Origin of the sequence: Nostoc sp. CENA543, assembly GCF_002896875.1 — a bacterium.
Classification (GTDB): Bacteria; Cyanobacteriota; Cyanobacteriia; order Cyanobacteriales; family Nostocaceae; genus Trichormus.
Genome location: NZ_CP023278.1, coordinates 3,947,396 through 3,971,789, shown reverse-complemented (window position 1 = coordinate 3,971,789; position 24,394 = coordinate 3,947,396). Strand labels below are relative to the sequence as shown.

22 protein-coding genes are annotated in these 24,394 nt (G+C 39.3%); 18 read left to right on the top strand and 4 right to left on the bottom strand.

Annotated elements, in window-relative coordinates; all coding sequences use genetic code 11:
• Positions 1-101: 101 nt before the first annotated feature.
• Positions 102-926 (bottom strand): nitrate ABC transporter permease, encoded by an 825-nt coding sequence (gene ntrB, locus CLI64_RS16425; RefSeq protein ID WP_103138210.1) that lies wholly within the window; start codon positions 924-926, stop codon positions 102-104.
• Between the two features lie 733 nt (positions 927-1,659).
• Between ntrB and CLI64_RS16420 the strand changes: the two genes are divergently transcribed.
• The 5 genes from CLI64_RS16420 (at position 1,660) to CLI64_RS16400 (ending at position 6,667) form a co-directional block, all read left to right on the top strand.
• Entirely contained in the window at positions 1,660-2,775 is a 1,116-nt protein-coding gene (locus CLI64_RS16420) for a phosphotransferase enzyme family protein (RefSeq protein WP_103138209.1), read from the top strand.
• An 83-nt stretch (positions 2,776-2,858) separates the two neighbouring features.
• Positions 2,859-3,398, top strand: a complete 540-nt coding sequence (locus CLI64_RS16415) for a DOMON-like domain-containing protein (RefSeq protein WP_103138208.1) — start codon at positions 2,859-2,861, stop codon at positions 3,396-3,398.
• Positions 3,399-3,437: 39 nt separating this feature from the next.
• On the top strand, positions 3,438-4,556 hold the full coding sequence (locus tag CLI64_RS16410) for a succinylglutamate desuccinylase/aspartoacylase family protein (protein ID WP_103138207.1): 1,119 nt from the start codon (positions 3,438-3,440) through the stop codon (positions 4,554-4,556).
• Positions 4,557-4,888: 332 nt separating this feature from the next.
• Positions 4,889-5,845 (top strand): GTPase Era, encoded by a 957-nt coding sequence (era, locus tag CLI64_RS16405; RefSeq protein WP_374703938.1) that lies wholly within the window; start codon positions 4,889-4,891, stop codon positions 5,843-5,845.
• Positions 5,846-5,989: 144 nt separating this feature from the next.
• Complete coding sequence (locus tag CLI64_RS16400) at positions 5,990-6,667, top strand: response regulator transcription factor (RefSeq protein ID WP_103138205.1); 678 nt, start codon at positions 5,990-5,992, stop codon at positions 6,665-6,667.
• 200 nt (positions 6,668-6,867) lie between these two features.
• On the opposite strand, the gene CLI64_RS16395 is transcribed toward CLI64_RS16400, so the two are convergent.
• A complete protein-coding gene (locus CLI64_RS16395; protein ID WP_103138204.1) occupies positions 6,868-7,797 on the bottom strand; it encodes a DUF4349 domain-containing protein in 930 nt (309 codons plus the stop codon).
• A gap of 229 nt (positions 7,798-8,026) precedes the next feature.
• Here CLI64_RS16395 and CLI64_RS16390 point away from each other — a divergent pair, with 229 nt between their 5' ends.
• From CLI64_RS16390 to CLI64_RS16355, 8 genes are all read left to right on the top strand, one after another.
• Positions 8,027-8,896 (top strand): aldo/keto reductase, encoded by an 870-nt coding sequence (locus tag CLI64_RS16390; RefSeq protein ID WP_103138203.1) that lies wholly within the window; start codon positions 8,027-8,029, stop codon positions 8,894-8,896.
• A 240-nt stretch (positions 8,897-9,136) separates the two neighbouring features.
• The gene (ilvC, locus tag CLI64_RS16385) at positions 9,137-10,132 is read left to right on the top strand and encodes a ketol-acid reductoisomerase (RefSeq protein ID WP_103138202.1); all 996 of its coding nucleotides are present in this window, start codon (positions 9,137-9,139) and stop codon (positions 10,130-10,132) included.
• Positions 10,133-10,251: 119 nt separating this feature from the next.
• Complete coding sequence (locus tag CLI64_RS16380; RefSeq protein WP_103138201.1) at positions 10,252-11,070, top strand: EndoU domain-containing protein; 819 nt, start codon at positions 10,252-10,254, stop codon at positions 11,068-11,070.
• 471 nt (positions 11,071-11,541) lie between these two features.
• Positions 11,542-12,183: a hypothetical protein gene (locus tag CLI64_RS16375; protein WP_103138200.1), complete on the top strand. Its 642-nt coding sequence runs from the start codon at positions 11,542-11,544 to the stop codon at positions 12,181-12,183.
• Between the two features lie 278 nt (positions 12,184-12,461).
• The gene (locus tag CLI64_RS16370) at positions 12,462-13,193 is read left to right on the top strand and encodes a hypothetical protein (protein ID WP_157943281.1); all 732 of its coding nucleotides are present in this window, start codon (positions 12,462-12,464) and stop codon (positions 13,191-13,193) included.
• Between the two features lie 73 nt (positions 13,194-13,266).
• Entirely contained in the window at positions 13,267-14,361 is a 1,095-nt protein-coding gene (locus tag CLI64_RS16365) for a DUF1822 family protein (protein ID WP_103138198.1), read from the top strand.
• Between the two features lie 88 nt (positions 14,362-14,449).
• Complete coding sequence (locus CLI64_RS16360) at positions 14,450-17,197, top strand: ABC transporter substrate-binding protein (RefSeq protein WP_103138197.1); 2,748 nt, start codon at positions 14,450-14,452, stop codon at positions 17,195-17,197.
• Positions 17,198-17,227: 30 nt separating this feature from the next.
• Positions 17,228-17,446, top strand: coding sequence for a hypothetical protein (locus tag CLI64_RS16355; protein ID WP_103138196.1), 219 nt, complete (start codon positions 17,228-17,230; stop codon positions 17,444-17,446).
• Positions 17,447-17,550: 104 nt separating this feature from the next.
• Here CLI64_RS16355 and CLI64_RS16350 read toward each other — a convergent pair whose 3' ends face one another.
• Complete coding sequence (locus tag CLI64_RS16350) at positions 17,551-18,126, bottom strand: Uma2 family endonuclease (protein WP_103138195.1); 576 nt, start codon at positions 18,124-18,126, stop codon at positions 17,551-17,553.
• 573 nt (positions 18,127-18,699) lie between these two features.
• Here CLI64_RS16350 and CLI64_RS16345 point away from each other — a divergent pair.
• The 5 genes from CLI64_RS16345 to CLI64_RS16325 all read left to right on the top strand — a co-directional run bounded on the left by CLI64_RS16345 (position 18,700) and on the right by CLI64_RS16325 (position 23,444).
• Entirely contained in the window at positions 18,700-19,407 is a 708-nt protein-coding gene (locus tag CLI64_RS16345) for a response regulator transcription factor (protein ID WP_103138194.1), read from the top strand.
• 67 nt (positions 19,408-19,474) lie between these two features.
• The gene (locus tag CLI64_RS16340; RefSeq protein WP_103138193.1) at positions 19,475-20,128 is read left to right on the top strand and encodes a hypothetical protein; all 654 of its coding nucleotides are present in this window, start codon (positions 19,475-19,477) and stop codon (positions 20,126-20,128) included.
• A gap of 5 nt (positions 20,129-20,133) precedes the next feature.
• The gene (locus tag CLI64_RS16335; RefSeq protein ID WP_103138192.1) at positions 20,134-21,870 is read left to right on the top strand and encodes a VWA domain-containing protein; all 1,737 of its coding nucleotides are present in this window, start codon (positions 20,134-20,136) and stop codon (positions 21,868-21,870) included.
• 83 nt (positions 21,871-21,953) lie between these two features.
• The gene (locus tag CLI64_RS16330) at positions 21,954-22,325 is read left to right on the top strand and encodes a hypothetical protein (protein ID WP_103138191.1); all 372 of its coding nucleotides are present in this window, start codon (positions 21,954-21,956) and stop codon (positions 22,323-22,325) included.
• A gap of 279 nt (positions 22,326-22,604) precedes the next feature.
• Complete coding sequence (locus tag CLI64_RS16325) at positions 22,605-23,444, top strand: metal ABC transporter permease (RefSeq protein ID WP_103138190.1); 840 nt, start codon at positions 22,605-22,607, stop codon at positions 23,442-23,444.
• A 197-nt stretch (positions 23,445-23,641) separates the two neighbouring features.
• On the opposite strand, the gene CLI64_RS16315 is transcribed toward CLI64_RS16325, so the two are convergent.
• On the bottom strand, positions 23,642-24,346 hold the full coding sequence (locus CLI64_RS16315; protein WP_192881549.1) for a M15 family metallopeptidase: 705 nt from the start codon (positions 24,344-24,346) through the stop codon (positions 23,642-23,644).
• Positions 24,347-24,394 lie beyond the last annotated feature (48 nt).

Here is a 24,394-nt window from a genome sequence, read left to right as displayed (position 1 = left end):
AGAAGGTAGACAAGGTAGGAGATGAGAAAAACTGTTCCCTGTTCCCTGTTCCCTGTTCCCTGTTCTCTAATGACTAATGACTAATGACTATTGACTATTGACTATTCCTGTGGCGTAACTTTGAAAGCAATGTAGGACATAATTTTGTCTAAAATTAGACCTACAACACCTAAATATATAATCGCTAATATAATCTCACTGATGTTTGAATTGTTGTAAGCATTCACGATGAAAAATCCTAGTCCATCGTCAGAAAGGAGCATTTCGGCTGCAACTACAGCTAACCAAGAAAGACCAATTGCTATTCTCAACCCTGTAAAAATATATGGTAATGTTGCAGGAATAAGGACTTTGTATAAATTCTCAAAAAATGAGAGTTCTAAAATTTTAGAGACATTAGTATAATCTTTAGGAACCATCTTTACTCCCAAAGCAGTATTAATAATAATTGGCCATATAGCAGTAATAGTAATTACGAAAATAGCTGATGGATTGGGTTTGAGAAATATCGCCTGGGCTAGCGGTAGCCACGCTAGAGGGGCAACGGGACGCAAAATTTGAATTATGGGGTCTATCGCATCTCTTAAAAATTTATTGAGACTAATCAAAAAGCCAATGGGAATCCCAATTAATACAGCTATTAAATAGCCGAACATCACCCGTTTAAGACTAGCTAAAATCAACCAAAATAAACCTTTGTTTAAGCCTCCTTTATTAAAAAAAGGATTAATAATTAACTCCCAAGTATTGCTAACAACTTCAAAAGGAGAGGGTAAAGATGTATCAGATGCAAGGCTCATCAAGTGCCATAAGATTAAAATAATAGTAATACCGCATATCGGCGCAAAAATTCGCTGAGATAACCTCAAAAATAATTGTTTGGTTTTTTGATTTTGAGCTTTTGGTCGTGGGGAGGATGTTACCATATGCTTGAATTCCCTGAATTTACTGGCCATGAAAATTAACAACAATCTTGGCATTTTTAACTACAAACGGCAATGCTTGATAGATATTATTGCCCGTGTTTATAGTTTCTAAGTATCAGATATCAAATTCCTATTTGAGAATTACAATGATTTTACTTAGGTAGGTAAATCTGAATGAGGAAAAAGGGAAAGACAAATCAGAAAATAAGAGTTTAAGTCAGTGTTTTCATCTATCAAATTATAGTTTCTGTGTGCGGTTATTTTGCAGACGAATCCATCCGTTTTATTTATCAGAGATTACTAGGTAATATATGCAGGTGATTGACAGATACTTGTGTGTCACGGAATTGATGTCAGTTAGTCTGTTAGGGATTTCTACAATAGCTTGGGTTATTTTTCCTAACAAAAACAAAAAAATTATCTCGGCATTTACCGAAATACTTCACACATCAGAATATAAAGCGGAAACCTCTGACGTGATACTGTAGGATTAGCGTCAGAGTTTATACTTAATTTTTGTGAATAATACTTTTTTGCCAGATTTTATACCTTGATACTGATAAATTATCACTTTTTGGCGGAGGTTGGTTTATTTGCGCGATCGCGTCTAGTCATGGAAACCCCATCACCCCTCTTTGCAACACTTATATACAGACCTGGCGTGAAACTTAAGCTACTATAGTTTCCTATTGCCGTAGTGCAATTTTGTGTGTGGGGAGTAGTAAAAACGCATATGACAACTGTTATCAGGTCGCAAACCTTAGAAAATCTGGTTACAATTGCTGAACAATTCGCACTTCCAGGTAAAGTCACCAATGTTCAAGCATTTGGTAGTGGTAATATTAATGACACATTTATAGTCACTGTTGATGCTCAAGAACAGCATTTTATTCTGCAACGCATTAATACACAGGTATTTCGCCAACCCCAACTAATTATGCAGAATATGCGTACCTTCACTGAGCATATTCACCAAAGTTTACAGCGTAATCCTTTAAATCGGCGTTGGGAAATACCCCGTGTATTATCAACTCAGAAAGCTCAAGACTATTGTATTGATACAACTGGTAATTTTTGGCGTGCAATTAGCTTTATCGAAAATTCCCAATCTTTCGACACCATGCAGAGTCTAGAACAGGCACAGGAAATTGGCTACGCCTTGGGGATGTTCCATAACCTAATTAGCGACTTAGCACCGGAAAAATTAGCGGATACCCTCGTAGGATTTCATATTACACCGCTTTATTTGCAACATTATCAGGAGGTTATAGCGGGAATCACACCAAAATCATCTCCTGAAGTTAATTATTGCTTGCAATTTGTGAGCGATCGCACTAATTTTGCCCATATCCTAGAAAATGCCAAAGCTGAAGGTAAGTTACCTTTACGCTTAATGCACGGCGATCCCAAAATTAACAATGTCATGTTTGATACTGCAACTCAAAAAGCAGTGAGTGTCATAGATTTAGACACCGTTAAGCCAGGTTTAGTACATTACGACATTGGAGATTGTTTGCGTTCTGGGTGTAATCCGGCTGGAGAGGAAACATCTGATTGGGATACTGTCTATTTTGATACAGATATATGTCAGGGAATATTACAGGGTTATCTCGCAGTTGCCAAAGCCTTTTTAACAGAGAACGACTACACATATATGTACGATGGAATTCGCCTCATCGCCTTTGAGTTGGGACTGCGGTTTTTTGCTGACTATTTAGCGGGAAATGTCTATTTTAAAGTCAAGCATCCAGAGCATAACTTAGCAAGAGCGATCGTGCAGTTTAAGTTGACTGAAAGTATAGAATCTCAAGAACATCAGATTCGCCACATCATTCAAGATATGAAATGAAATGTAGGTTTAGGGGAGTGGTGAGTGGTGAGTGGTGAGTGCTGAGTAGTAGCTGGTGACTAATGACTAATGACTAATGACTAATGACCAAACAAACATTTTCTTTAAAACCGTTTCTTTCACCTGAATCTGCACCTGATTTAACGATTACAGGTAATATTAGCCGTGAAAATAATCAACTGGCGATTACATACCAACTAACAGGTGATTTAAAACAAGTCGTTATTCCTCCACTCGTAGATATACCAAATCGCAAAAACGAACTCTGGGAAAATACCTGTTTTGAGTTCTTTTTAGGTGTGCAGAATTCTTCCCGTTATTGGGAATTTAATCTTTCTCCGGCTGGAGATTGGAACATATATAGATTTGATGATTATCGTCGAGGAATGCAAGAGGAAACAGCTTTTAATCAGCTTCCTTTTATTGTGCAATCTCATCCAGATAGTTTGATGCTTTCATTGAATTTTGATTTAAATAAAATTATCCCATCTGTACAAGCTTTAGAAGTCGCAATTACTACTGTTGTGAAACAAAGAGATAATCATGTAACATACTGGGCGTTAGTTCACAAAGGTGCTGAGGCTGATTTTCATCTGAGAGATAGTTTCATAATTATTTTATGAATAAATTTTTCAACCCTATTCCCGATCCCCTAATTTTATATGCAGCCTCAAATTGAAACTCGATTTTTACGCCAAATGGCTTCAGGCGATCGCCTGTTTTTACAAATATATAAATTCATCGGTGCAAAAGCAGGTAAAAAGGTCTATATTCAATCTAATCTCCACGGTGCGGAAATCTCTGGAAATGCAGTTATACACCAATTAATTGAATTTCTCTTATCAGTAAACGAACATGATTTAATAGGCGAAATTTGGCTAGTTCCTGTTTGTAACCCGATGGGAACTAACGAACGCGCACAACATTTTTCACCAGGCCGTCATTGTGCTTATGAATATAAAGATTGGAATCGGATATTTTGGGATTATGAGAAACATAACAATGATTTAATCACCTTTGCTAAGTCCCAAATTCATGAAGATTTAGCAACGATTCGACAGAATTATTTAAATGTCATCAAGAAATACTTTGCCCAAAATTTAGAGGCGATCAATTCTCCTTATAGTGTCCCCTACACAGAACTATTTCGTTATCAACTCCAGTCTTTGAGTCTAGATGCTGACTATTTAATTGATTTACATAGTTCTACAAATCAAGGCTTAGACTATGTTTATTATTTCCGCGATCGCGAGTCAAGTGCTAAATATTTTTTACTAGATTTAGGAATTCTGTTAGATAAATATGATGGTGATGCTTTTGATGAAGCTTTTATCAAACCTTGGTTAGCTTTAGAAGATTGTTTGCGACAATTGGGTAGAGAAATTAAATTTGATGTCGAAGCGTGGACTTTAGAATTAGGTGCTGGTATGCAGATTAATCCTGATTCTGTAAAAAAAGGTGTGGAGGGCATCAAGAATTACTTAATTCAGAAAAATGTATTGCAAAATTTATCATGCACTTCATCCCAAGAAATGTATTTTGCTAAAAGTAGCAATCGCCAAAAATATCATGCGATCGCAGGTGGCATGATTCAAGCTAGAGTCCCTTTAGGTACAACAATCAAAGCAGGAGAAAGGCTATATCAAATCCTTAGCTTTAACAAGGAAAGTCAACTACCATCAGTGATTGATGTTGGTGCAGATGAAGATGGATTAGTTTATGATATTTCCACCAATCAAGCCGTAAATCAGGGTGAATTTGTCATGGGAATAATTAATTAGTTGATATTTGTTAATAATCCCTAGAGTCGAAATTATAAATATTTTAAAGATAAACACAGATTTAAGATAATTTGTAAAGCTCTGTAATTTTTGTCAAAAAAATCACAATATTTCCTTAAAATCAATCTCCTGATAGAAAGATAATTTTCCTTGATTGTCTGTTCATATCTGATTTTCAAGAAATCACAGCAAAATATATTTAGTAGTAGATTAAACTAAGATTAAAGACTAGTTCCCCGCACTTCTTAGGGTGAATTGATGTTTTTCGAGTGTGTTCGTCAAGACTTATACCTATTAAATCTCAACCATAAAATATAACGGTGGAACTGACAGTGACTAGTATTGATAATCACATCCTATCTTTAGCAGAAGCAGTATCGATACCTCAAGCTCCTCCTGAGTTTAAATCAGGTTTTATCGGCATTATCGGCCGTCCTAATGTCGGTAAATCTACGCTGCTAAATCAATTAGTGGGACAAAAAATTGCTATTACTTCACCCGTAGCACAAACAACACGCAACCGTTTGAGGGGAATTGTCACCACCTCAGATGCACAGATGATTTTTGTAGATACACCAGGAATTCACAAACCACATCATCAATTAGGTGAGGTACTGGTGCAAAATGCTAAAATAGCGATTGATTCGGTAGATTTAGTCCTATTTGTAGTAGATGGAACAGTAGCTTGTGGTGCAGGCGATCGCTTCATTGCTGACTTACTAGTTAACAGTCCCACACCAGTAATTTTAGGTGTCAATAAAATTGACGAACAACCAGAAAACCCCCAAAGTATCGATGAAAGTTATCAACAGTTAGCAGCTACCCATCAATGGCCGATAGTCAAATTTTCCGCCATAACTGGTGCAGAATTACCCCAACTGCAAACAAAATTAATTGAACATTTAGATTATGGCCCTTTATACTATCCGCCCGACCTAGTAACCGACCAACCAGAAAGATTTATTATGGGCGAATTAATTCGCGAACAGATTTTGCTGTTGACACGGGAAGAAGTTCCTCATTCCGTAGCGATCGCCATTGATAAAGTAGAAGAAACACCAAACATTACCCGTGTAATGGCTACCATCCACGTTGAACGCGACTCTCAAAAAGGGATTCTCATCGGTAAAGGCGGATCAATGTTAAAAGCCATAGGTAGTTCAGCAAGAGAACAAATTCAAAAATTGATTTCTGGTAAAGTCTATCTAGAGTTATTCGTCAAAGTCCAACCCAAATGGCGACATTCACGCGTCAGGTTAGCCGAATTAGGTTACAGGGTTGAGGAGTAGTCAATAGTCATTAGTCAATAGTCATTAGTCAATAGTCATTAGTCATTAGTCATTAGTTTCTTCTCCTTACTACTACCTTGTCTCCCTTGTCCCCCTTCCAATCCCCAATCCCCAGTCCCCAATCCCCAGTCCCCAATCCCAACTATGTCTTTGAACACTGGCTATACCTTAAATTTACCCAGAGATGCTTCACCTTTGCGGGTGTTGATTGTAGAAGATGATCCAATGATGCAATTGGGATTGGAACAATCATTAATGATTCATCCCCAGTTGGAAATTGTGGGACAAGCAGAGGATGGTTATTTGGGTGTACAAGCAGCACTGAAACTGAAGCCAGATTTAGTGGTGATGGATATTGGTTTACCGCGATTAGATGGAATTGCAGCTACACAACAAATTAAAGCTGCACTCCCCCAAACTCATGTAGTGATGTTGACATCCCATCAAACGGAAACAGAAATTATTGCTGCACTATCTAGCGGTGCAGACGCTTATTGTATCAAAGGTGCGAGTGTAGAGCGATTATTAAATGCGATCGCGGCGGCTGTTGATGGCGCGACTTACTTAGATCCGCAAATTGCACGGCGAGTAGTTGATCATCTCAAACCACCCACACCCACAGGTAACACGGCTAATTTATCAGGACGCGAATTAGAAGTATTAAAACTGATGGTAGAAGGTTTAAGTAACCCAGAGATAGCCGAAAAACTCTATCTTAGTCCCAACACCGTCAAAACCCACGTCCGAGGGATTATGAATAAACTAGCAGTAGATGACCGTGTGCAAGCTGCCGTTGTCGCCTTGCGTTCTGGTTTAGTTTGATTAATTAAAGGTTTGTAGTGAAAACTTTAGTTCTCTCTACGAGACACTGCGCGAACAGAAAAGGACTAAAGTCCTTACTACGAAATGAATCCTAGTGTTTTTACAAAGCTTGCGCCTACAAAATACCCTTCGGGAAGCAAGCTACAAAATTAAAGATTCTGTTTCCTAATGACTAATGACTAATAACTATTGACTATTGACTATTGACTATTGACCGATTCAGAAGACTGATTTAATCGTGATAGATGATTAAGTCGCCAACGGCGTAAACCATAAAAACCAGCAGCCACAATCAACATATAAGGACTGTAAACTATTAACCAAATCCCCAATTTTAATAAACCCACCGTAAAATTGCTTAAAGATTGAGTAGAATTATTCCAGGTTTCATACACTTGTGAACCCACTGCGCGTTGTGGGCTATTGCTAGAAATAGTAGCTTCTAAGTTTAAAGTAATAGTAGAATAGGCGACTTGATTCTGTAAACTTTTTAACTGAGCATCGATTTGTTCAATAGTTTGTCGGACATTACTGAGTTCTTTTGAAACAGTAAGTATATCCCTCACAGAACCAGCCCGATCCATAATTTTTTGCAAATTGGCTTCTGTTCTACGAAGATTATTTAATCTGGCTTGAAAATCAACTAACTGACTACCTACATCTTCTGCTGTAATATTACGGTTTTCAACTGTGCCTAATTTTGCTAACTCTTCTATAGTCGGTTCTAAAAGATTTTGGGGAATTCGTAGTTGTATAGACGCAGTATGACGAGAATTGCTGCTTGTCGGTTGATTTTCGTTTAAATTAATCAGATCACCTTGTTGTTTACTAATAATTTTTGTCACAGCATCAATACTTTTATCTACGGAATCCACCACTAAGGTCATAGCCGCTTTTTTGATCAATTGAGGACGGTTACGGGGTACTGATGCGGCTTCTGGATTTGCAGTAACATTCGCAGCTGCATCAGCCGAGATTGCAGCTTGGTTTTCTGACACACCAGGTGGTAAGGATTGATTAGCAAGATTTTTCGGTGCAGCTGCACAACTAGAAACAATCATCCCGCCTAATAGCGCACTCATCAATAAAGCTGATTGGCGTGGTAATTTTTGGGCAATAGATATAGTCATAATTAAACCTCAGATAGATGTAATAATTTCAGTATTACTGAGAGAAAATTGAAAGCTGGGATGGTTGCAATTTATGTAACCAAAATTTCCATAGAAAAGAATTTACTGAAATCAAGACCATATCTTTTACTACATCCTTCCTATACCCTATTTCTCTAGATGAATTGTCAAAATACATGAAACTCGCTACTAAATAGTTTTAGCAACGCCATCAACTCAAGCGATAAGCATGGAAAACCAACAACTAGGGAAAACGGGTATCTTCGTCAGTGCGATTGGTTTGGGTGCTATGCCCATGTCAATATATGATCGCCCCCCAGAATCGCAATCTATGCAGCTCATTCATCGAGCCTTAGATTTGGGGATAACATTTATTGATACTGCCGATTCCTACTGTCAAGATGAATCAGATAAACACCACAATGAACGACTAATTCACAAAGCACTCAGCAGTTACCAGGGAGATGTTAGCCAAGTAGTTGTCGCTACTAAAGGCGGTTTAATGCGTCCGAATCAAAGTTGGGTACGCAATGGCAACCCCGAACACTTGCGTCAAACTATCCGCGTCAGTTTTGAGGCGTTAGGTGGTAAAAAACCGATTGATTTGTGGCAATATCACTCACCAGACCCAGAATACACAATTGCCGAATCCCTCGCCCCAGTTAAAGAAGCCGTCGCCGAAGGCTTGATTCGGTTTGTGGGAGTTTCCAACTTTTCCGTCGCACAAATTAAACAAGCACAAGACGTAGTAGAGATTGTTTCAGTACAAAATCAATATAGTCCGTGGGAACGCCAACCAGAAACAGACGGAGTGTTAGAGTATTGCGAACAAGCAGGATTAACCTTTTTACCTTGGAGTCCCTTCGGTGGTCATCGTCGCCATCAAAACTTAGAAGAAATTCCCGCGATCGCCCACCTAGCTCAAGCCAAAGGCGTATCTGTATACTGTATCGTATTAGCCTGGTTACGTTCTAAATCTCCTTGTATCTTACCCATCCCCGGCGCAAGCAAACTTTCTAGCATCGAAGATTCAATAAACGCCGTCAACGTAAAACTATCACCAGACGAAGTCCAAAAAATAGATCAGCAGACAAAATAGTCAATAGTCATTAGTCAATAGTCATTAGTCATTAGTCAATAGTCATTAGTCATTAGTCAATGGTCAATAGTCAATAGTCATTACTCATTACTCATTAGTTTTGTCTCCCTTGTCCTCCTTGTCTCCTTCTCCCCAATCCCCAATCCCCAGTCCCCAGAATTTCATCCGTAGTGACACAATTTAAGGTACAATCAAAAACCTGCCAATCAATGACAAAGCTTGCTGACAGGAGATATTTGTATGGCCCGGATGTACTATGACGCAGATGCCAATTTAGACCTTTTGGCTGGAAAAACCATTGCTATTATCGGTTATGGTTCTCAAGGTCATGCCCACGCCCTGAATTTGAAAGATAGTGGCTTAAATGTAATTGTGGGACTATATCCGGGTAGTAAGTCAGCCGAAAAAGCCCAAGCTGCTGGTTTAACGGTCAAAAGTGTGGCAGATGCGGCTAGTGCTGCCGACTTGATTATGATTTTGCTACCTGATGAGGTACAAAAAACAGTTTACAAAAATGAAATTGAACCAAATCTCAAAGAAGGCGATGTATTAGCCTTCGCCCACGGGTTTAATATTCACTTTGCACAAGTCGTACCTCCTGCGTATGTAGACGTTGTGATGGTTGCACCTAAAGGCCCTGGTCATTTAGTCAGACGCACTTACGAACAAGGACAAGGTGTACCCGCATTATTTGCTGTATATCAAGATGCTACAGGTAAAGCACGCGATCGCGCAATGGCATACGCTAAAGGTATCGGTGGAACTCGCGCCGGTATTCTCGAAACCACTTTCCGTGAAGAAACCGAAACTGATTTGTTCGGCGAACAAGCAGTGTTATGCGGTGGTTTAAGTGCATTAATCAAAGCTGGTTTTGAAACCTTAGTAGAAGCGGGTTATCAACCAGAATTAGCCTATTTTGAATGTCTGCACGAAGTTAAGCTAATTGTAGACTTAGTAGTTGAAGGTGGTTTAGCCACCATGCGCGATAGTATCTCTAACACTGCTGAATACGGTGATTACACCCGTGGGCCTCGCGTTGTCAACGCCCAAACCAAAGCAGAAATGAAGAAGATTCTCAGCGAAATTCAATCTGGTCAATTTGCACGGGAATTCGTATTAGAAAACCAAGCTGGTAAACCTGGATTTACCGCTATGCGCCGTCAAGAAGCTGAACATCCCATTGAAGAAGTCGGTAAAGATTTACGCGCAATGTTTAGCTGGTTGAAGAAAGTTTAAAAAATTCTTTGAAATCTAGCAATAAGACGCAAAGGTATTCCAAAATCCTTTGCGTCTTTATTTTTTGGTGTTAAATTGTCAACAAAAGGCGACATTTAACGACAGTTAAATTTAAATTTATGTTTAACCCCAAACTATCCACAACTTTGCGAATATTTACTATCTTATTGCTGAGTAGTCCCCTATATATCCAAAATCAAGTTACGGCGCAATCACAGCAGGCATTATTACCTTTTTTCGATAATGTAGATAATCCCGTTCCTGTAGGTTTTCCCAGAGGACAACGAGTAGATATTACACCACCTGCGCCAAAATTAAATGCTTTCGACCAAGCTGTACTTAATACCTGTGGTGCTGTTGGGACAAAAGTAAATCGCCATCAATTTAAACAGTTATTATCTCAGCATCCAGAGGTACTACAAAAACTACAAAAAGTGACAGGTGGTGAACTGTTACCAGGACGTAAAACCAAGACACAATTTATTGAAGACTTAACTAAAATTTGGTTTAAACGACGTGGTTTTGAACACATATTCTGTGGTGAAATATATAACGCCAATGATATTGGTGGGTTACATTTTTATGGCAGATATTTGCAACTACAAAATCAAGGTATTGCTGGCAGACTCCCAAATAATCAGCAACGAGAAGAAGTTGTCCCAGGTGTAATTTATACGATGGGTGTAGTAATCAAACAAGGCAATAGAATTATCAGAGATGTCATCAAAGGTTATAGCTATATCAGCAATGCCGAAGAAATGTTAATAGATACTACACTCGCATTTAAAAAGCAAAAGAATAAAGAAGGAGCTTGCATTTACAATGTGCGTGATCAAGAAACAGGCAAAACTTTTCCTAACGTTTTTGTAAGAAAGGATCAGGCAATTATTACTTTCTACCCTGATGCTACTCCCCAAGGCGCGAAATGCAGACATTAACGGGGAATAGGGAACAGGGAATAGGAATTGTCTGTTGGGGGTTGCTGAATCAGAATATGAAATGCCAGAAATACCTTTCTTTTCCTTTGTTCCTTTGCGCCTTCGCGTGTTAGCGTAGCGGGGCGTAGCCCGATAAATTCATATCTCAATTCAGCAACGCTGTCTGTGTTGGGGGATTTAAGTAATCATTGCTATTAGCTCACCGACTGCGTTCAAAGGTCGGTGAGCTATTGTGTTTTTAATTCTACCGTTCGATGAAAATTACAGGCAGACTCAGCCATATTACTTCTTTTGAATGATGTAATTTTCTCCTCAAGATAGAACCTATAAGCAGAATCCAACCGTTATTCTAAAACATATTGCAGGCAGAGTCATAAATCAAACTATATACACATTTTGTGAACATCTTTGTGTTGAAACTGCTTTATTTATGCGACATCAAAATCAAATTGAGGAGTGAAATCTACTGCTATGACTAATCCAAATGAACGCGAAACTGATCACCAAGAAATCAGACAAGAATCTTATACAGATGCTAACGGAAATACACATACACACGTAACCAGAAGTACATCAACTAATAATAATTCTTACCAAAGTGGCTATGTGCATGGACGTAACACAGAACGGAGATATCAACAGGCTGACTTAGCTGGACGTGATAACGAAAATACAGCTAATGGTCTATTGTTGGGTGTTCTACTGACTTCCTTGATAGGTTTAACTGTCGGTGCATTCTGGTATTTTAATCAACAGAATGCGACGGTTGATAACAATGCGCCAGTAGAAACTCCTGTACCGAATGCTAGCGCGACTTCTCAACCACAACAAACCACAATTATTGAAAGAACTAGAGAAGTCCCCGTTGAAAGAACTAGAGAAGTACCTGTTTTCATCCCGCAACCCTCTTCTGCACCTGCTACGCCACAAATTAATGTGACCATTCCACCCCAAGAATCTAGAACACAAACATCACCTAATATTGCACCAAGTAATCCTCCCAGGGTCAACAACGGAAGTAATACTTCTACCCAAACTCCGGCTACTAATTCCACAACTAGTCCCACGCCACAAGTTGACTCAAATGATAGTGCTGTTGGCGATAATAATTAATCAAAACATTCACACCGGCCAGTAGGTTGGTTTGACGCAAGGAAACCCAACGCCGATATCCTACATTTAATACACTATTAGTCCGCCATAAAAATTATGACAGGTCATAGCTCCCCGGCTTTCAAACAGTCGGGGAGCTATTGACTAACAGGCATGAAGTTTTGTAAACAATTGCCAATTCTATATTCTCTGATCTCGATATCCCCCTAGAGAATTGCGGGGAGGATAGGTGCTGTGATGATATTCAAACCTAAACTAATTGGGTCTGGATAATCTTTATGGGTAATCAATATATGAAAATTGGTTGGTTAGAAGCGGCTTTTAGTAATCCCATTGAAAAGAGCAGGTTATTACAGCAACCTAAAAAGCTTCAGGAAATCATGAATGATGTTCCGGCGCGTCAATGGTTGTGGGAGCAAGCCTGTCAAAGTCATGACTTAACTTTGGCCAGTCAAGCAAAGGATTTCATTATCATCATGATGAAGTCTTCCCGATTAATTTGGTGTGGAGGTGGAAAGATATCGCCAGATATTTATGAGGAAGCCTTATCACGCACTTGGGAATGGTTTAGCAAAGAGATGTCTTTAGCATATAACCCAGAAAGAGCTAGCTTTGTCACTTGGTTTAACCAAAAGTTGAAATTTAGAATTTTAGATGTCATTCGTGAAAAGGAAAAGGAAGACAAAAGAAAATATCATCTTCCTATTGATGAAGAAAATCATGAATGGATGTATCCTCCTGCGCCTGAGCCGGAGCGTTGGCATGAAACTATTCAAGAATGGCTGGAGTTAATCCAAAATCATCCACATTCCCTGAGAAATTGCCGAATGCAGAATCATCCTGATGTGAATTGTCAGTTTTTGTTGATGCACATTTTGCAGATGTTGCGCGACTCAGGAGATTTTTCTTGGGATGCTTTGGCGCAAAAATATCAAGTTGAATCTTCTGCACTGAAACGATTTTGCAAAACTCGCTGTTTCCCTATCTTCAAACAGTTGTTATCTAATTGAGGATCGGGGAGTTTGCGGGTGTAACGGTTGAAGATCCCTACACCCCCTAATTAAATGTTTTTTCTTATATATCATGACTGAACCAATCACAATTACGATCGCCCTTACTGATTGTCAACAAGCTTATCAGTTTGCTAAACAACAACCAACCAAGGAGCGATCGCAACAAGTTTATCGTAATACTTTAGCTGTCTTAGTCACTCAGCGTTTTTTAGAAAGGTTGGGTATAGAGACGGACTTAGCAGCTAGCCACTGTTGGAATCCCTTAGAACAGCAGTTAGAAAACATTGCTGATTTGTATATTCCCAGTTTAAACGGATTTTTAGAATGTCGTTCCCTCCAGAAAAGCGATCGCAAATGTCACATCCCCCCAGAAGTTTGGTCAGACCGACTTGGCTATGTCATCATTCAACTCGATGAGCCTTACCAGGAGGCAAAGATTTTAGGGTTTGTGGAATCTGTTTCTGTCTTGGAATTACCACTGAGTTACTTAAAACCCCTTGATAGTTTATTAGATTGTTTAACTTCCGAACCTCAAGACCCAGTTGTCAAATTGAGTCACTGGCTCAAAAACGTATTTGAATATGATTGGCAACCCTCTAAAAACTTACTGCAAATCATGAAAGCTTCGGTGACTAGGCGTGCTGAACTTGACCCACAGCGTGGTGATATTCCCCTACGCCAACAGGTGGAAAAACTCTATCGCCACCAGTCCAGTCATCGGGGAAAAACTATCCCTAGTCATCTCGATCCCCAGCAAGCCTTAGTAAATCTCATCCAAACCACTCATGATGACGAAATACGTTGGAAATCTGCGGAATTACTGTGGGAATTAGATCCTAAACATCCTGCTTGTCCCGTCATCAGTGCCAAGGACTTAGGAATTTACCTGTTAGGTTATGCGATGGTTCTCATCGTGGGGATTTTACCTAAGCCAGATGGCAGGATGTTAGTTTTGCTACGTGTGTATCCCCCAGAACAACAACCCCAAATGCCGACAGGCTTGAAGTTAATCGGATTGGATGATGCTGGTGATCTATTTTTTGAAGTAGAATCACGCCCACAAGACAATTATATTCAGTTTAAGTTTACAGGGGACAGAGGCGATCGCTTTAGTGTGCAGGTAATTTTCAATGATGTCAGTTTTACTGAAGATTTTTTGCTTTAACTGATCATTAACTGATCATTGCGGAATTCTGCACAATCATGCTTATCTAATAAATAAATTCCTTCCCTCCAGCCGCTATCTCTTGGTTATGCTGTCATCATCCTCTAGACCACAACATCCCGAAAATGTAACTGTCGTAGTTGAGATTAGTGACGGTAGTTTTGTTGACGGTTTTTCCGTGAGGCTCAAAATTCTAGAAGATGGTCGGACTATTCAAGATGATGATGATTTACCAGATATTCCAGCTGCACCAGAAATCCCACAGTTATATGAAGACTGGAAAGCTATTTCCCTAGACAACAGTCGGAGACTACAAGCAGTCCCAGCACAAGTCACCAACGTGGCGACATTAGAAAATTGGAGAACTAGAGCCGAAGAACTAGAAAACTTATGTCGCAGGTGGTTTCGGAATCAAGCTTTTAATAGTTTGCGCGATCGCATTCGTGCCAATACTAGAGTTAGCCATGATCAATCTGTTCCCGTTATCATCAAATGTAAGGCAGACAATGAACAACAAGACGAAGTCCTTCGCAGAATTCCTTGGCATACATGGGACTTATTTACTAAACTTCCCAATGCTGAGTTCGCTTTATTCACCAAATTTCATCGGCCAGTCCCCACGCTCACAGCACCAGTGAGAGTTTTAGCGATTTTTGGCAGTTCTCAAGGTGGTTTACAACTAGAAGAAGATGCCGCCGCCTTACAACTGCTCGAACAGCGTGGGGCGCAAATTGAGAGCGTATCTGAGCCAGATGAAGAGACACTTTCTCATTTACTGTTTGATCAAGAATGGCAAATTTTATTTTTTGCCGGTCACTCATCCAGTGAGGGAAGCGGGGGACAAATTCAAATTAGCGAAGGGATAAACTTACCCTTAAAGGCCTTAAAACAAAGGTTAACCAGTGCAGTGGAAAATGGTTTGAAATTGGCCATTTTTAATTCCTGTGATGGCTTGGGAATTGCAGATTTTTTAGGCGAGTTGAATGTACCAGCCGTCATTGTGATGCGAGAACCAGTCCCAGACAGGATTGCTTATAAATTCTTACTCTACTTTTTGCGGGAATTTTCTCAAGGTACACCCCTATGTTTAGCCGTGAGGAAAGCGCGCGATCGCCTGGAAACTTTACAGGGAAATTTTCCGGCTGCATCCTGGCTACCCACAGTCTGCTTAAATCCCAATCAATCAGAATTTGTCTGGCCGAGTATTCAACAAGAACCACCACCAGCCCCAATCGCCGCAGATATTCCTCCAAAAAACGGTGTATCATTATTTGTACGCTGGCGTTCCCTGTCTTTGCAGCTTCAAATTATGCTGGGTTTAATTGCCGCAGTGGGAATTTTTGGCGCGACTGCTTTATGGAAAACCAACCAATGTCAGATTTTTCCCTCACTTTGTACTCAACCTGATGATATTACCCTGACTGCTGCTCATGTAGACAAATATATTAGCTATGGTCAAAAGGCAATTGCTGATAGTAGAGTCCAACTGAGTGAACCTTATTTGTCATTAAAAAAGCAAGGCATTGCCGCATTTGCTCAAGGTAAATATGACGTAGCAATTACTATTTTTGATAACCTACGAAATCAAGCAAAACTCAATAAATCTGCCCCAGGTTTTAGTAAAGCTGCTTTAGCTGCACTTCAAGATCCAGAGATTCTCATTTATCGTAACAATGCGATGGTGAATCTGCGGCATAATCAAAACCCTAGTCTGCCAATTTACACCATTGCGGTTGCTGCACCCTTAAATGTTAACTTCGGTATGGATATCCTTTTCGGTGTGGCTCAAGCTCAAGATGTAGCTGTAAATCGCAAGGATTTCAACTTACAAGTTGTGATTGCTAACGATAATAATAATCTCAGTCAAGCACAAGAAGTTGCTAAAGTTTTAGCCAATGACAAAAATATTTTAGCTGTGGTGGGACACTACACCTCTCCTAACACCTGTGCAGCCTTAAACATTTATTCTCCAGAAAATTTAGTAGTTATTTCTCCCACCAGCACAGTAGTAAATTTCCAATCCATTCCCAATTGTAATGACCCCAATAAGGTCTTTTATCGCACCGTTTCTTCTAGCAGAGTAGAAGCTGATAGTTTAGTGCGCTATCTCATTGAGGAACTCAAAAAAACCGCACCCAAAGTAGTTGTTTTCTACAACTCACAAGAGGGATTTAGTAAAGATTTGTTTGACCAATTTGAGCAGGTGATTAGAGCCTTGAATGGACGTATCATTAATAAATTTGATTTGTCTGACCCTGCATTTGATACTAGTAAATTACCGCCAGAAGTGACTAATGCTGATGCTTTGGTACTATTGCCTGATGGTGGTACTAACAATAGTATGGCACTGCAAAAAGCCATTGAGATTGTTAAACTTAATAAGGGGAGGAAGCCGATATTAGCGGCAAACCCTATGTATCTCCAGGAAGTTATTAATAAAGCTCAAGATGACACTATCAATAGTTTATTCTTAGCAGTAGATTGGCATCCTCAACAATGTGGAGCGGAACAGTATAGAAAAGAGAATAATGAATACTGGGGTGGGGATTTAAATCGCAGAACCGCCTTAGCACATGAAGCGGTGCAAGCAGTAGTGCAAGCAATACAACTATCAAAGCCAAATGTCACTCGCAAAGAAATTCGACAAAAACTATCGGAAACAGGTATTCGCTCTGAAACAGCCGCATCTAGTGATGTGCTTGCAGGCTCAAAAATCAGATTCGATCCCAGGGGCGATCGCATAGAATTTACCACACGCGTAATTGTCACTGTCAAGCGGGTAAAAGGCCGGTTATCATTTGAACTTGTGAAAGATCCTTCTTGTCCTCCCAAGTAATTTTGCCCTTAAAATAGGTAAAACAGCCTCATGAGTACAAAACCAGATTCCAGCAACCATAATCTACAAAATGCACCCTGTCCTATCTGCGGTTCACAAAATTTTGTGTGGGGTCGTACCGTAGGCGAATCACCATCACAGTGGGTGTATTTTCGTGCTGATGATGGTATGTGGGGAGACGGAAAAACAATGTTAGCGCGTGAATGCAGTGATTGTCATAATGTCCAGTTATTCACACCTTTTGAGTGAAAAAAACAGGAAACGATCCAAAAACCAATACTGCATATTTTACTTTATGCCCAATGCCCAATGCCCAACAATAATTTATACTTCACTCCAATAAAAACTTTTTTCTAATTAATTTTACCACCTGCTAACACCTGTTCAACTGTTAACTGAATCTCTGGAAAAATGGCAGAAACAAGTTGCTGACTGCCACTAAATTCGTGTTCTTCGTATAATCCTTCTGATAATAGCAAAATAGTAATTTTTGACTCAATCGGATCAACAATCCAATATTCAGATACTTCTAAAGCTGCATATTCAGAACGTTTGTGGCGATAATCACGTTTAATTGAGTCCGGGCTGACAACTTCTACTACTAATAAAGGCGCAGATTGGCACACAGCAGACTCATCCAAAAATCCCATCACTTGTGCTGATGGAACAACATAAACATCAGGCAATCTTGACTTCCGCCATCCTGTTCTTACTCCCGCCTCTCTCAAGCATAACCAAGGTAGATTCAAACGCTTGATTTCTGCATCAAATGATATTTCAATAAATTCGGCAATCAGTAGATGTCTAAAAGTTGGTGGATGAATAAGTTCTAGTTTCCCATCCACCAGTTCATAACGACTATCAGTCCCATCGTCAAAAGCAAGATATTCTTCAAAAGAGTAGAGATGGTGTGTAGTTGTCTGTGTCATGGTTGAATCTAATTAGGACAAGGGAATAGGGGTGTAATGATAAAAAATAATATGACCTACCACACAAATATCAATATTTTCTTATCTTAGCGCATAAATTATCACAGTTTTTAGGATGCGTTAGTTACTGACAACCATGATTAACACCAGTAATGATTTAGAGTGAAACCTCTTCACGTAATGAGACTTTGTAAAGTTATATTACCAATATCGTGTTTTTTACATTAGCGAACGATATCCCCTCAGAAGGTGCAGAGCAATTTGCAGAAAATCTTCTCTTTATCAATCTGCTAACTCACTGAGTAGGGAGTTATTTTATGGTTTTTAGCTAATATATGAATTCGACTTGATTTGAAGAAAAAATTTCATTAGTGGCGTATTAAGACTTAAATGTTGCATTAAAACATTGATTTTATCGGCGTTTATCCGCGTTTATCCGCGTACCCTGCAAGAAGCAAGCTACATCTGTGTTTAATTTTTTCAATTTAATGCTGTTGAGCTAGTAACTAAATGCTTGCAGTTTAGACATTCCTCATCAATTAGTTGTGTTCTCTTCATCTAGAAAAACGAAATATGAGCCAATCTTCTACAAAGAATATACCTCTGCACATTGTTTTAGTTGATGGTTCTGATATCTGTCTGACTGGAACAACCGAGTTAATTAAACATCAATATCCTGATGCCAAAATTAGCACAGCGCAAACACCAAATGAGGCGATGAGTCAAATCACTACACTACAACCTCACCTCCTAGTTATGGATATTTGTTTACCAGAAAAAAATAAACCAACAGCACAGACTCATATAGGTTTAGAATTCTTGCAGACATTAATGCAAATCTATCCTAAATTGAATATTCTCGTTCAAAGTGCTTATGTTAAAAGACTAGTGCAAATGAAACCGGCTATTGATAATCATCAAGGTGGTTTTGTGATTGCTGATAAAAATATTACTAGTCAAGAAATGTTATTGAGAATATCTGGAGCATTGAGGGGATTTACCTGCATTAAGGAAATTACAGATATTGATATATATCCCAATATCTATGAAAAATTAAACATTAAACCAGAGATATTAAAACTACTCAGCCTTGCTTTTAATGAGGGTTTGCAAGATAAAGCGATCGCTGCACAAATTCGCGTATCTGAACGTACAGTCCGCAATCACTGGGATACACTACAAAATGCTTTGGGAATTGATTGTGCTGAGTTAAGAAATCAAGGTAAAAATATCAGAATTATGACAAAAATTCGAGCGAGAGAAGCAGGTTTAATTGATTAGTTTTTAGTTAAGGAATAAAGTCCTGACTACTAACTTAAATTTTCTCATCATCGGTGCAATATTTTTTATGAATTTTCAATCTCGACAGGATATTTGGTTAATGTATGCCACTCAATTATTAATAGTTGGGTTATTGATTGGCTATTTAGGTTTTGTTTTCTGGTTAGGAGTGCGTTTGATTGTTCTATCTAGTGGTGCGGTGATTGTGATTTTGGCGATCGCTTCCTGGCGACGGCAACTCAAACGCCAAAATACTATCTCTTCAGATGACACAGTAAATTTACTGCAAGCTGATGTTTTTTTGAATCACATTAACTATCGAGAAAGCAAAATTCCTGATGCTTCTCAAGTGCTGTGGCAATCAGTTAAACAACAAGCTGTCACTATTCACCAGATTGCTGTAGAAATTTCACAAGATGAATCTACTTTGACTCCAGACTTACTAGAAACTCTACACAGCATTCTTGACTTGATTGATCGCCTAGTCCAAGGGTTGCAAGTTAATACTAAAGTGCAAACACCATACTATCAAGAATTGACAAAACAACAGTTACAAAGCTGTTTAACTAGACTTCAAGATACTCAAGATCAACTCCAGGAACTACATGATCAAATAGCATTGGATAACTTAGGAAATCCCATGCTGAATCATACATCTGTTATCTCTTCACGATTGCAAACATTGATTAATGAAAATACCAGAGGCATTATAGAAAGTTAACGCATATGAAAAAATTTATTTTCCCCATAGGATTTGTGATTGGTTTATGTGTGAGTTTGTTGAGTGCTTGTACAACATTCACACCTATCGATTCCTTTGAAAGTGCCGATCGCTATTTGCAAGAAAATTTATTACCCAATATTCAAGTCGATTCACAACTTGTTTCTGATAGTAGTAGCTATAGTGTGGTGATTCCGCCTCTAGTGGATTCTACGCCCAATCCAGACAACTTCCCTCTGTACGGTGCAAAACCTGATAAAAATCCCAACACCGTCTATATCGAAATCTATAGTTCCGCAGAAAAAGCCAATGGCGAACGCACAGATGAACGTTGGTTAGTTGATGTCGCAGAAAAATTCAATCAACAACGTCAAACCCTCCCCACTGGCGAAGTTATTCAAGTAGGTATTCGCAATATTCCTTCAGGATTAGCAGCACAAATTCTAACCGCCAAAAAAGGCCAACCCGCAGGCTATACACCAGCTACAAAAATGTGGTTAGAACTACTCAAATCCGAAGGATTATCCCTCAAAGAAATTGCTCCTGCTTTAGTTCCTAACCAAGCTATCTTTGCTATTCAAGCACAAGCCTATAAGGAAATTGCTGAAGGTGGAGAGGTAACGTTTGATCGGATAACAGATGCGATCCTCTCCGGTAAAATTCAAGTCGGTTACTCCAATCCTTATATTGGTTCATCAGCTTTAAATTTTCTCCACTCTTTACTGTGGCGCGCCGCAGGTCATAGTCAAGATGGAAAGCCATTGACTATTGCTGAACTAGAATCACCCAACGTCAATTCCGTCTTTAGTATTTTTCAGAAGCAAATAGCCCTGACAACCCCCACATACTTAGACTTAAAGCAAATTTGGATTCGTGAACCAAAGAAGTTTCAAGCTATTGTCATGGCTTATCAAAGCTATGTGAAATTAAAGAAACAACCAGGATTTGAAAAACTGGCTTACGTTCCTTTCGGTGTTCCTGAAAATTCACCATTAGTAGGATTTGATTGGAATAGTGCAGCTCAAACACTAGCACTCCAGAAATTTGCTACCTTTGCTACCTCTGCACCAATGCAACAATTAGCCAAAGAACAGGGGTATGAAAACACTCAATATCTGCAAAGTAGTAAATTCCCTCCCATCCCATCTGGGGAAGTATTGAAAGCCGTGCAAGCATTTTGGAAACAACGCAAAGATGGCGGACGTACCGTATACATGGAAATGATTGTAGACACAAGCGGTTCAATGGAAGAGCATAACCGACTCAAAGCCGTTCAGGAAGCCTTGAGATTTGCTAGCAAACACATCAACCAAGGTAATCAGATTGGGTTAATTACCTTTAGCGATCGCCCTGTACGCAGAATTGCACTTGCTCCTTTTAACGAGTTGGAACAAAAACGATTATTTGCAGCCATTGAGCAATTACAACCTGATGGTGGTACAGGACTCTACGACGGACTCGCCGTGGGTTTAGCAGACTTGATGGCCAAGCGTAAAGTCGATCCCAATGGTAGATTTTATGCGTTGTTACTCACCGATGGAGAAAGAACCCACGGACTGGAATTAAACCAAATTCAGGATGTCATCAAACACAGTGGCGTAAGAGTTTATCCCATCGCTTACGGGCAAGTGAATCAACAGGAATTAGAAGCGATCGCTGCTATTCGCGAAGGCAATGTCTATCAAGGTACACCGGAAAGAGTACAAGTCCTACTCAAAGACTTATTTCAGACGAATCTTTAGATTGCACAAGGGTGTAGGGATGTGAGGGTATAGGGGTGTAGGGGAAGATTTTTTATCAATTATGAGGTATAAATCATAAAATCATGAACATTAAGACGCAGCTTCTCAAAACTTTAGGAATTAGTTGGTTAGCCTTTTTTATCACCGGATTGTTGATTAGTTTGCTGTTTGCCATCCCATCTGTCACACTACTAATTGATCGCAGTTATTGCCCGACAGCAGAATGGCAACAGGTAGTACAAGATTACACTGAAATTTATCAACAATATCAGCAACGTAGATTGCAAGTAACATCTGTGATTTTATTTAGTAGTTTAGGGGAAGATAAATTATCAATTCCACCTACACCGGAAGCAATTAAACAGTTACAAACCTACGGACAATCACAATTACAAAAGCAGTTACAACTACAAAAAATGTATCCCCAAGCAAGAGTTTTACAGTGTGCGAAATAGTCATTAGTCATTAGTCATTAGTCATTAGTCATTAGTCATTAGTCATTAGTCATTAGTTATTAGTTATTGGAAATAGGATTTTTCTTCCTTGTCTCTCTTATCCCCCTACACTCTTATACCAATTCTCCAAAATTAAGCAACAAATGCAAAGCTTGAAATCCAGGTGTTATCTGACTTTCTTAATTGCGAATTGCGAATTGCGAATTGCGAATTGGCATTACACCCCCAAGTCCTCTTTCAAGTTAAGATTTTAACTAGTGAAAAAACTGGGGCTAATTTATGTTAGATGCTTTAATTGAACCGTTGCAGTATGGTTTTATGCAGCGATCGCTTGTGATTGCAATTTTAGTGGGTTTGTTGTGTGCGGTGGTGGGTAGTTATTTGATGGTGCAAAGATTAGCACTTTTGGGGGATGCTATTAGTCACTCGGTTTTACCTGGACTGGCGATCGCTTTTATGGTGGGGGCTAATATTTTTATTGGCGCGTTTATTGCCGGGGTTTTTAGTACGATTATCATTACCTGGATTAGAACGCGATCGCCTATTAAAGAAGATGCTGCAATGGGGATAGTTTTCTCCGCCTTTTTCGCACTCGGTGTTACCCTCATTACTTTAATTCAAAAAGATAATAAAATCGACCTCAATCACTTTTTATTCGGTAATATTCTCGGCGTTACTATTAATGAAGTCCGAGACACAGCAATTATTTCCACTATTGTTTTAGTAGTAATTGTTCTGCTATATAAAGAACTACTATTTTTTACATTTGACCCTTTAGGAGCGCAAGCCGCAGGTTTGCCTGTTAATCGCCTCAATTTTGGCTTAATGCTGCTAATTGCTTTAACAATTGTCGCTAGTATGAAAGCGGTGGGAGTAATTTTAGTGTTGTCTCTCTTAATCACCCCCGGAGCTACTGCTTATCTTTTGGTCAAACGGTTACACCAAGTGATGATTTTAGGTGCAAGTATTGGCGTTTTTTCTAGCATTAGCGGTATGTATTTGAGCTACTTTTATAATTTGCCTTCTGGCCCAGCTATTGTATTAGTAGTTTCGAGTCTATTCCTGTTAGCATTTCTATTTAGTCCCAAACATGGTGTTTTAATTCCCACAAATAAGTGAACATAAATATCTGTAGTTCTGATTAGGCAGGGGGCAAGGGGGCAGGGAACAGGGGGCAAGGGGATTTTAGCCTAGTTTACATTTCTTAAGATAGTTAAATTTTTTCTCACCGACTTACTTACTTTGGAGTCCTATCGGTACATACACCACTGAAGAATTAAGACAGATGAATCCAGAAGATGCTTAGTATACAGAGGCTAAAATAAACGCCCATAACGGGCTACTGGTTGATGATTCAGCCAAGCCCACATTTGATCACCATAACAAAAATGCCACCATTCTTTGGGGTTACGTTGAAAACCAGCTTTCAACATGACTTCACACAATAACTGACGATGGGCATGATAGTAATGAGCATAGGGGTGATCCTGATCAGCATAGTAATCAGGATGCGATCGCACTGACATTTCATCAATAGGCGAACCCATATCAATTACTTGTCCAGTTTCATCCACCAATGTAATGTCTACTGCCCCACCTGTACTATGAGGAGGCGGCGTTTTTTCATCCATACTCGGTACAGCCCAAATTTCATACACCGCTTCCCAAATCTCTTGACGCTGCTGGGGTGTTAACTCGGCTTCAGTTAAGCCTCTTTCCTGTAGGGCAGTAGCAAAACTGTAATCTACCATAAACTGCTGTACAGCTACCGGACGATAACCATCAAATACCTGAATGCGCCAGTGAGGACGCAGTGATTGCAGGTAATTCTGAGCTTGAATTAAATTTTCCACCACACTCTGGCGGAGATAATAAGGAGAATAATCTCCATAACTCGCACCCAATTTTTCATAAGGATGGGGAGATTCCACAGCAAACATTTCTAAAGGAATCTCCGCTAGCCGTTCACCACATTCCCTAATAGGTATTTGATGATAAGGCCTAATTTGATAAGTTTGCATTCACTCTACTCACAACCACAAATTTCGCACATCAGCTAATTGTGGAAA

What these genes read in the sequence shown, in the direction of transcription:
- CLI64_RS16365 (WP_103138198.1), top strand. Translation starts at nt 13,267, where the DNA reads ATGACTGAACCAATCACAATTACGATCGCCCTTACTGATTGTCAACAA.
- CLI64_RS16360 (WP_103138197.1), top strand. Translation starts at nt 14,450, where the DNA reads ATGCTGTCATCATCCTCTAGACCACAACATCCCGAAAATGTAACTGTC.
- CLI64_RS16350 (WP_103138195.1), bottom strand. Translation starts at nt 18,126, where the DNA reads ATGACACAGACAACTACACACCATCTCTACTCTTTTGAAGAATATCTT.
- CLI64_RS16330 (WP_103138191.1), top strand. Translation starts at nt 21,954, where the DNA reads ATGAACATTAAGACGCAGCTTCTCAAAACTTTAGGAATTAGTTGGTTA.
- CLI64_RS16345 (WP_103138194.1), top strand. Translation starts at nt 18,700, where the DNA reads ATGAGCCAATCTTCTACAAAGAATATACCTCTGCACATTGTTTTAGTT.
- CLI64_RS16410 (WP_103138207.1), top strand. Translation starts at nt 3,438, where the DNA reads ATGCAGCCTCAAATTGAAACTCGATTTTTACGCCAAATGGCTTCAGGC.
- CLI64_RS16315 (WP_192881549.1), bottom strand. Translation starts at nt 24,346, where the DNA reads ATGCAAACTTATCAAATTAGGCCTTATCATCAAATACCTATTAGGGAA.
- CLI64_RS16400 (WP_103138205.1), top strand. Translation starts at nt 5,990, where the DNA reads ATGTCTTTGAACACTGGCTATACCTTAAATTTACCCAGAGATGCTTCA.
- CLI64_RS16380 (WP_103138201.1), top strand. Translation starts at nt 10,252, where the DNA reads ATGTTTAACCCCAAACTATCCACAACTTTGCGAATATTTACTATCTTA.
- CLI64_RS16325 (WP_103138190.1), top strand. Translation starts at nt 22,605, where the DNA reads ATGTTAGATGCTTTAATTGAACCGTTGCAGTATGGTTTTATGCAGCGA.
- CLI64_RS16420 (WP_103138209.1), top strand. Translation starts at nt 1,660, where the DNA reads ATGACAACTGTTATCAGGTCGCAAACCTTAGAAAATCTGGTTACAATT.
- CLI64_RS16355 (WP_103138196.1), top strand. Translation starts at nt 17,228, where the DNA reads ATGAGTACAAAACCAGATTCCAGCAACCATAATCTACAAAATGCACCC.
- CLI64_RS16390 (WP_103138203.1), top strand. Translation starts at nt 8,027, where the DNA reads ATGGAAAACCAACAACTAGGGAAAACGGGTATCTTCGTCAGTGCGATT.
- CLI64_RS16335 (WP_103138192.1), top strand. Translation starts at nt 20,134, where the DNA reads ATGAAAAAATTTATTTTCCCCATAGGATTTGTGATTGGTTTATGTGTG.
- ilvC (WP_103138202.1), top strand. Translation starts at nt 9,137, where the DNA reads ATGGCCCGGATGTACTATGACGCAGATGCCAATTTAGACCTTTTGGCT.
- ntrB (WP_103138210.1), bottom strand. Translation starts at nt 926, where the DNA reads ATGGTAACATCCTCCCCACGACCAAAAGCTCAAAATCAAAAAACCAAA.
- CLI64_RS16370 (WP_157943281.1), top strand. Translation starts at nt 12,462, where the DNA reads ATGGGTAATCAATATATGAAAATTGGTTGGTTAGAAGCGGCTTTTAGT.
- CLI64_RS16395 (WP_103138204.1), bottom strand. Translation starts at nt 7,797, where the DNA reads ATGACTATATCTATTGCCCAAAAATTACCACGCCAATCAGCTTTATTG.
- CLI64_RS16340 (WP_103138193.1), top strand. Translation starts at nt 19,475, where the DNA reads ATGAATTTTCAATCTCGACAGGATATTTGGTTAATGTATGCCACTCAA.
- CLI64_RS16415 (WP_103138208.1), top strand. Translation starts at nt 2,859, where the DNA reads ATGACCAAACAAACATTTTCTTTAAAACCGTTTCTTTCACCTGAATCT.
- CLI64_RS16375 (WP_103138200.1), top strand. Translation starts at nt 11,542, where the DNA reads ATGACTAATCCAAATGAACGCGAAACTGATCACCAAGAAATCAGACAA.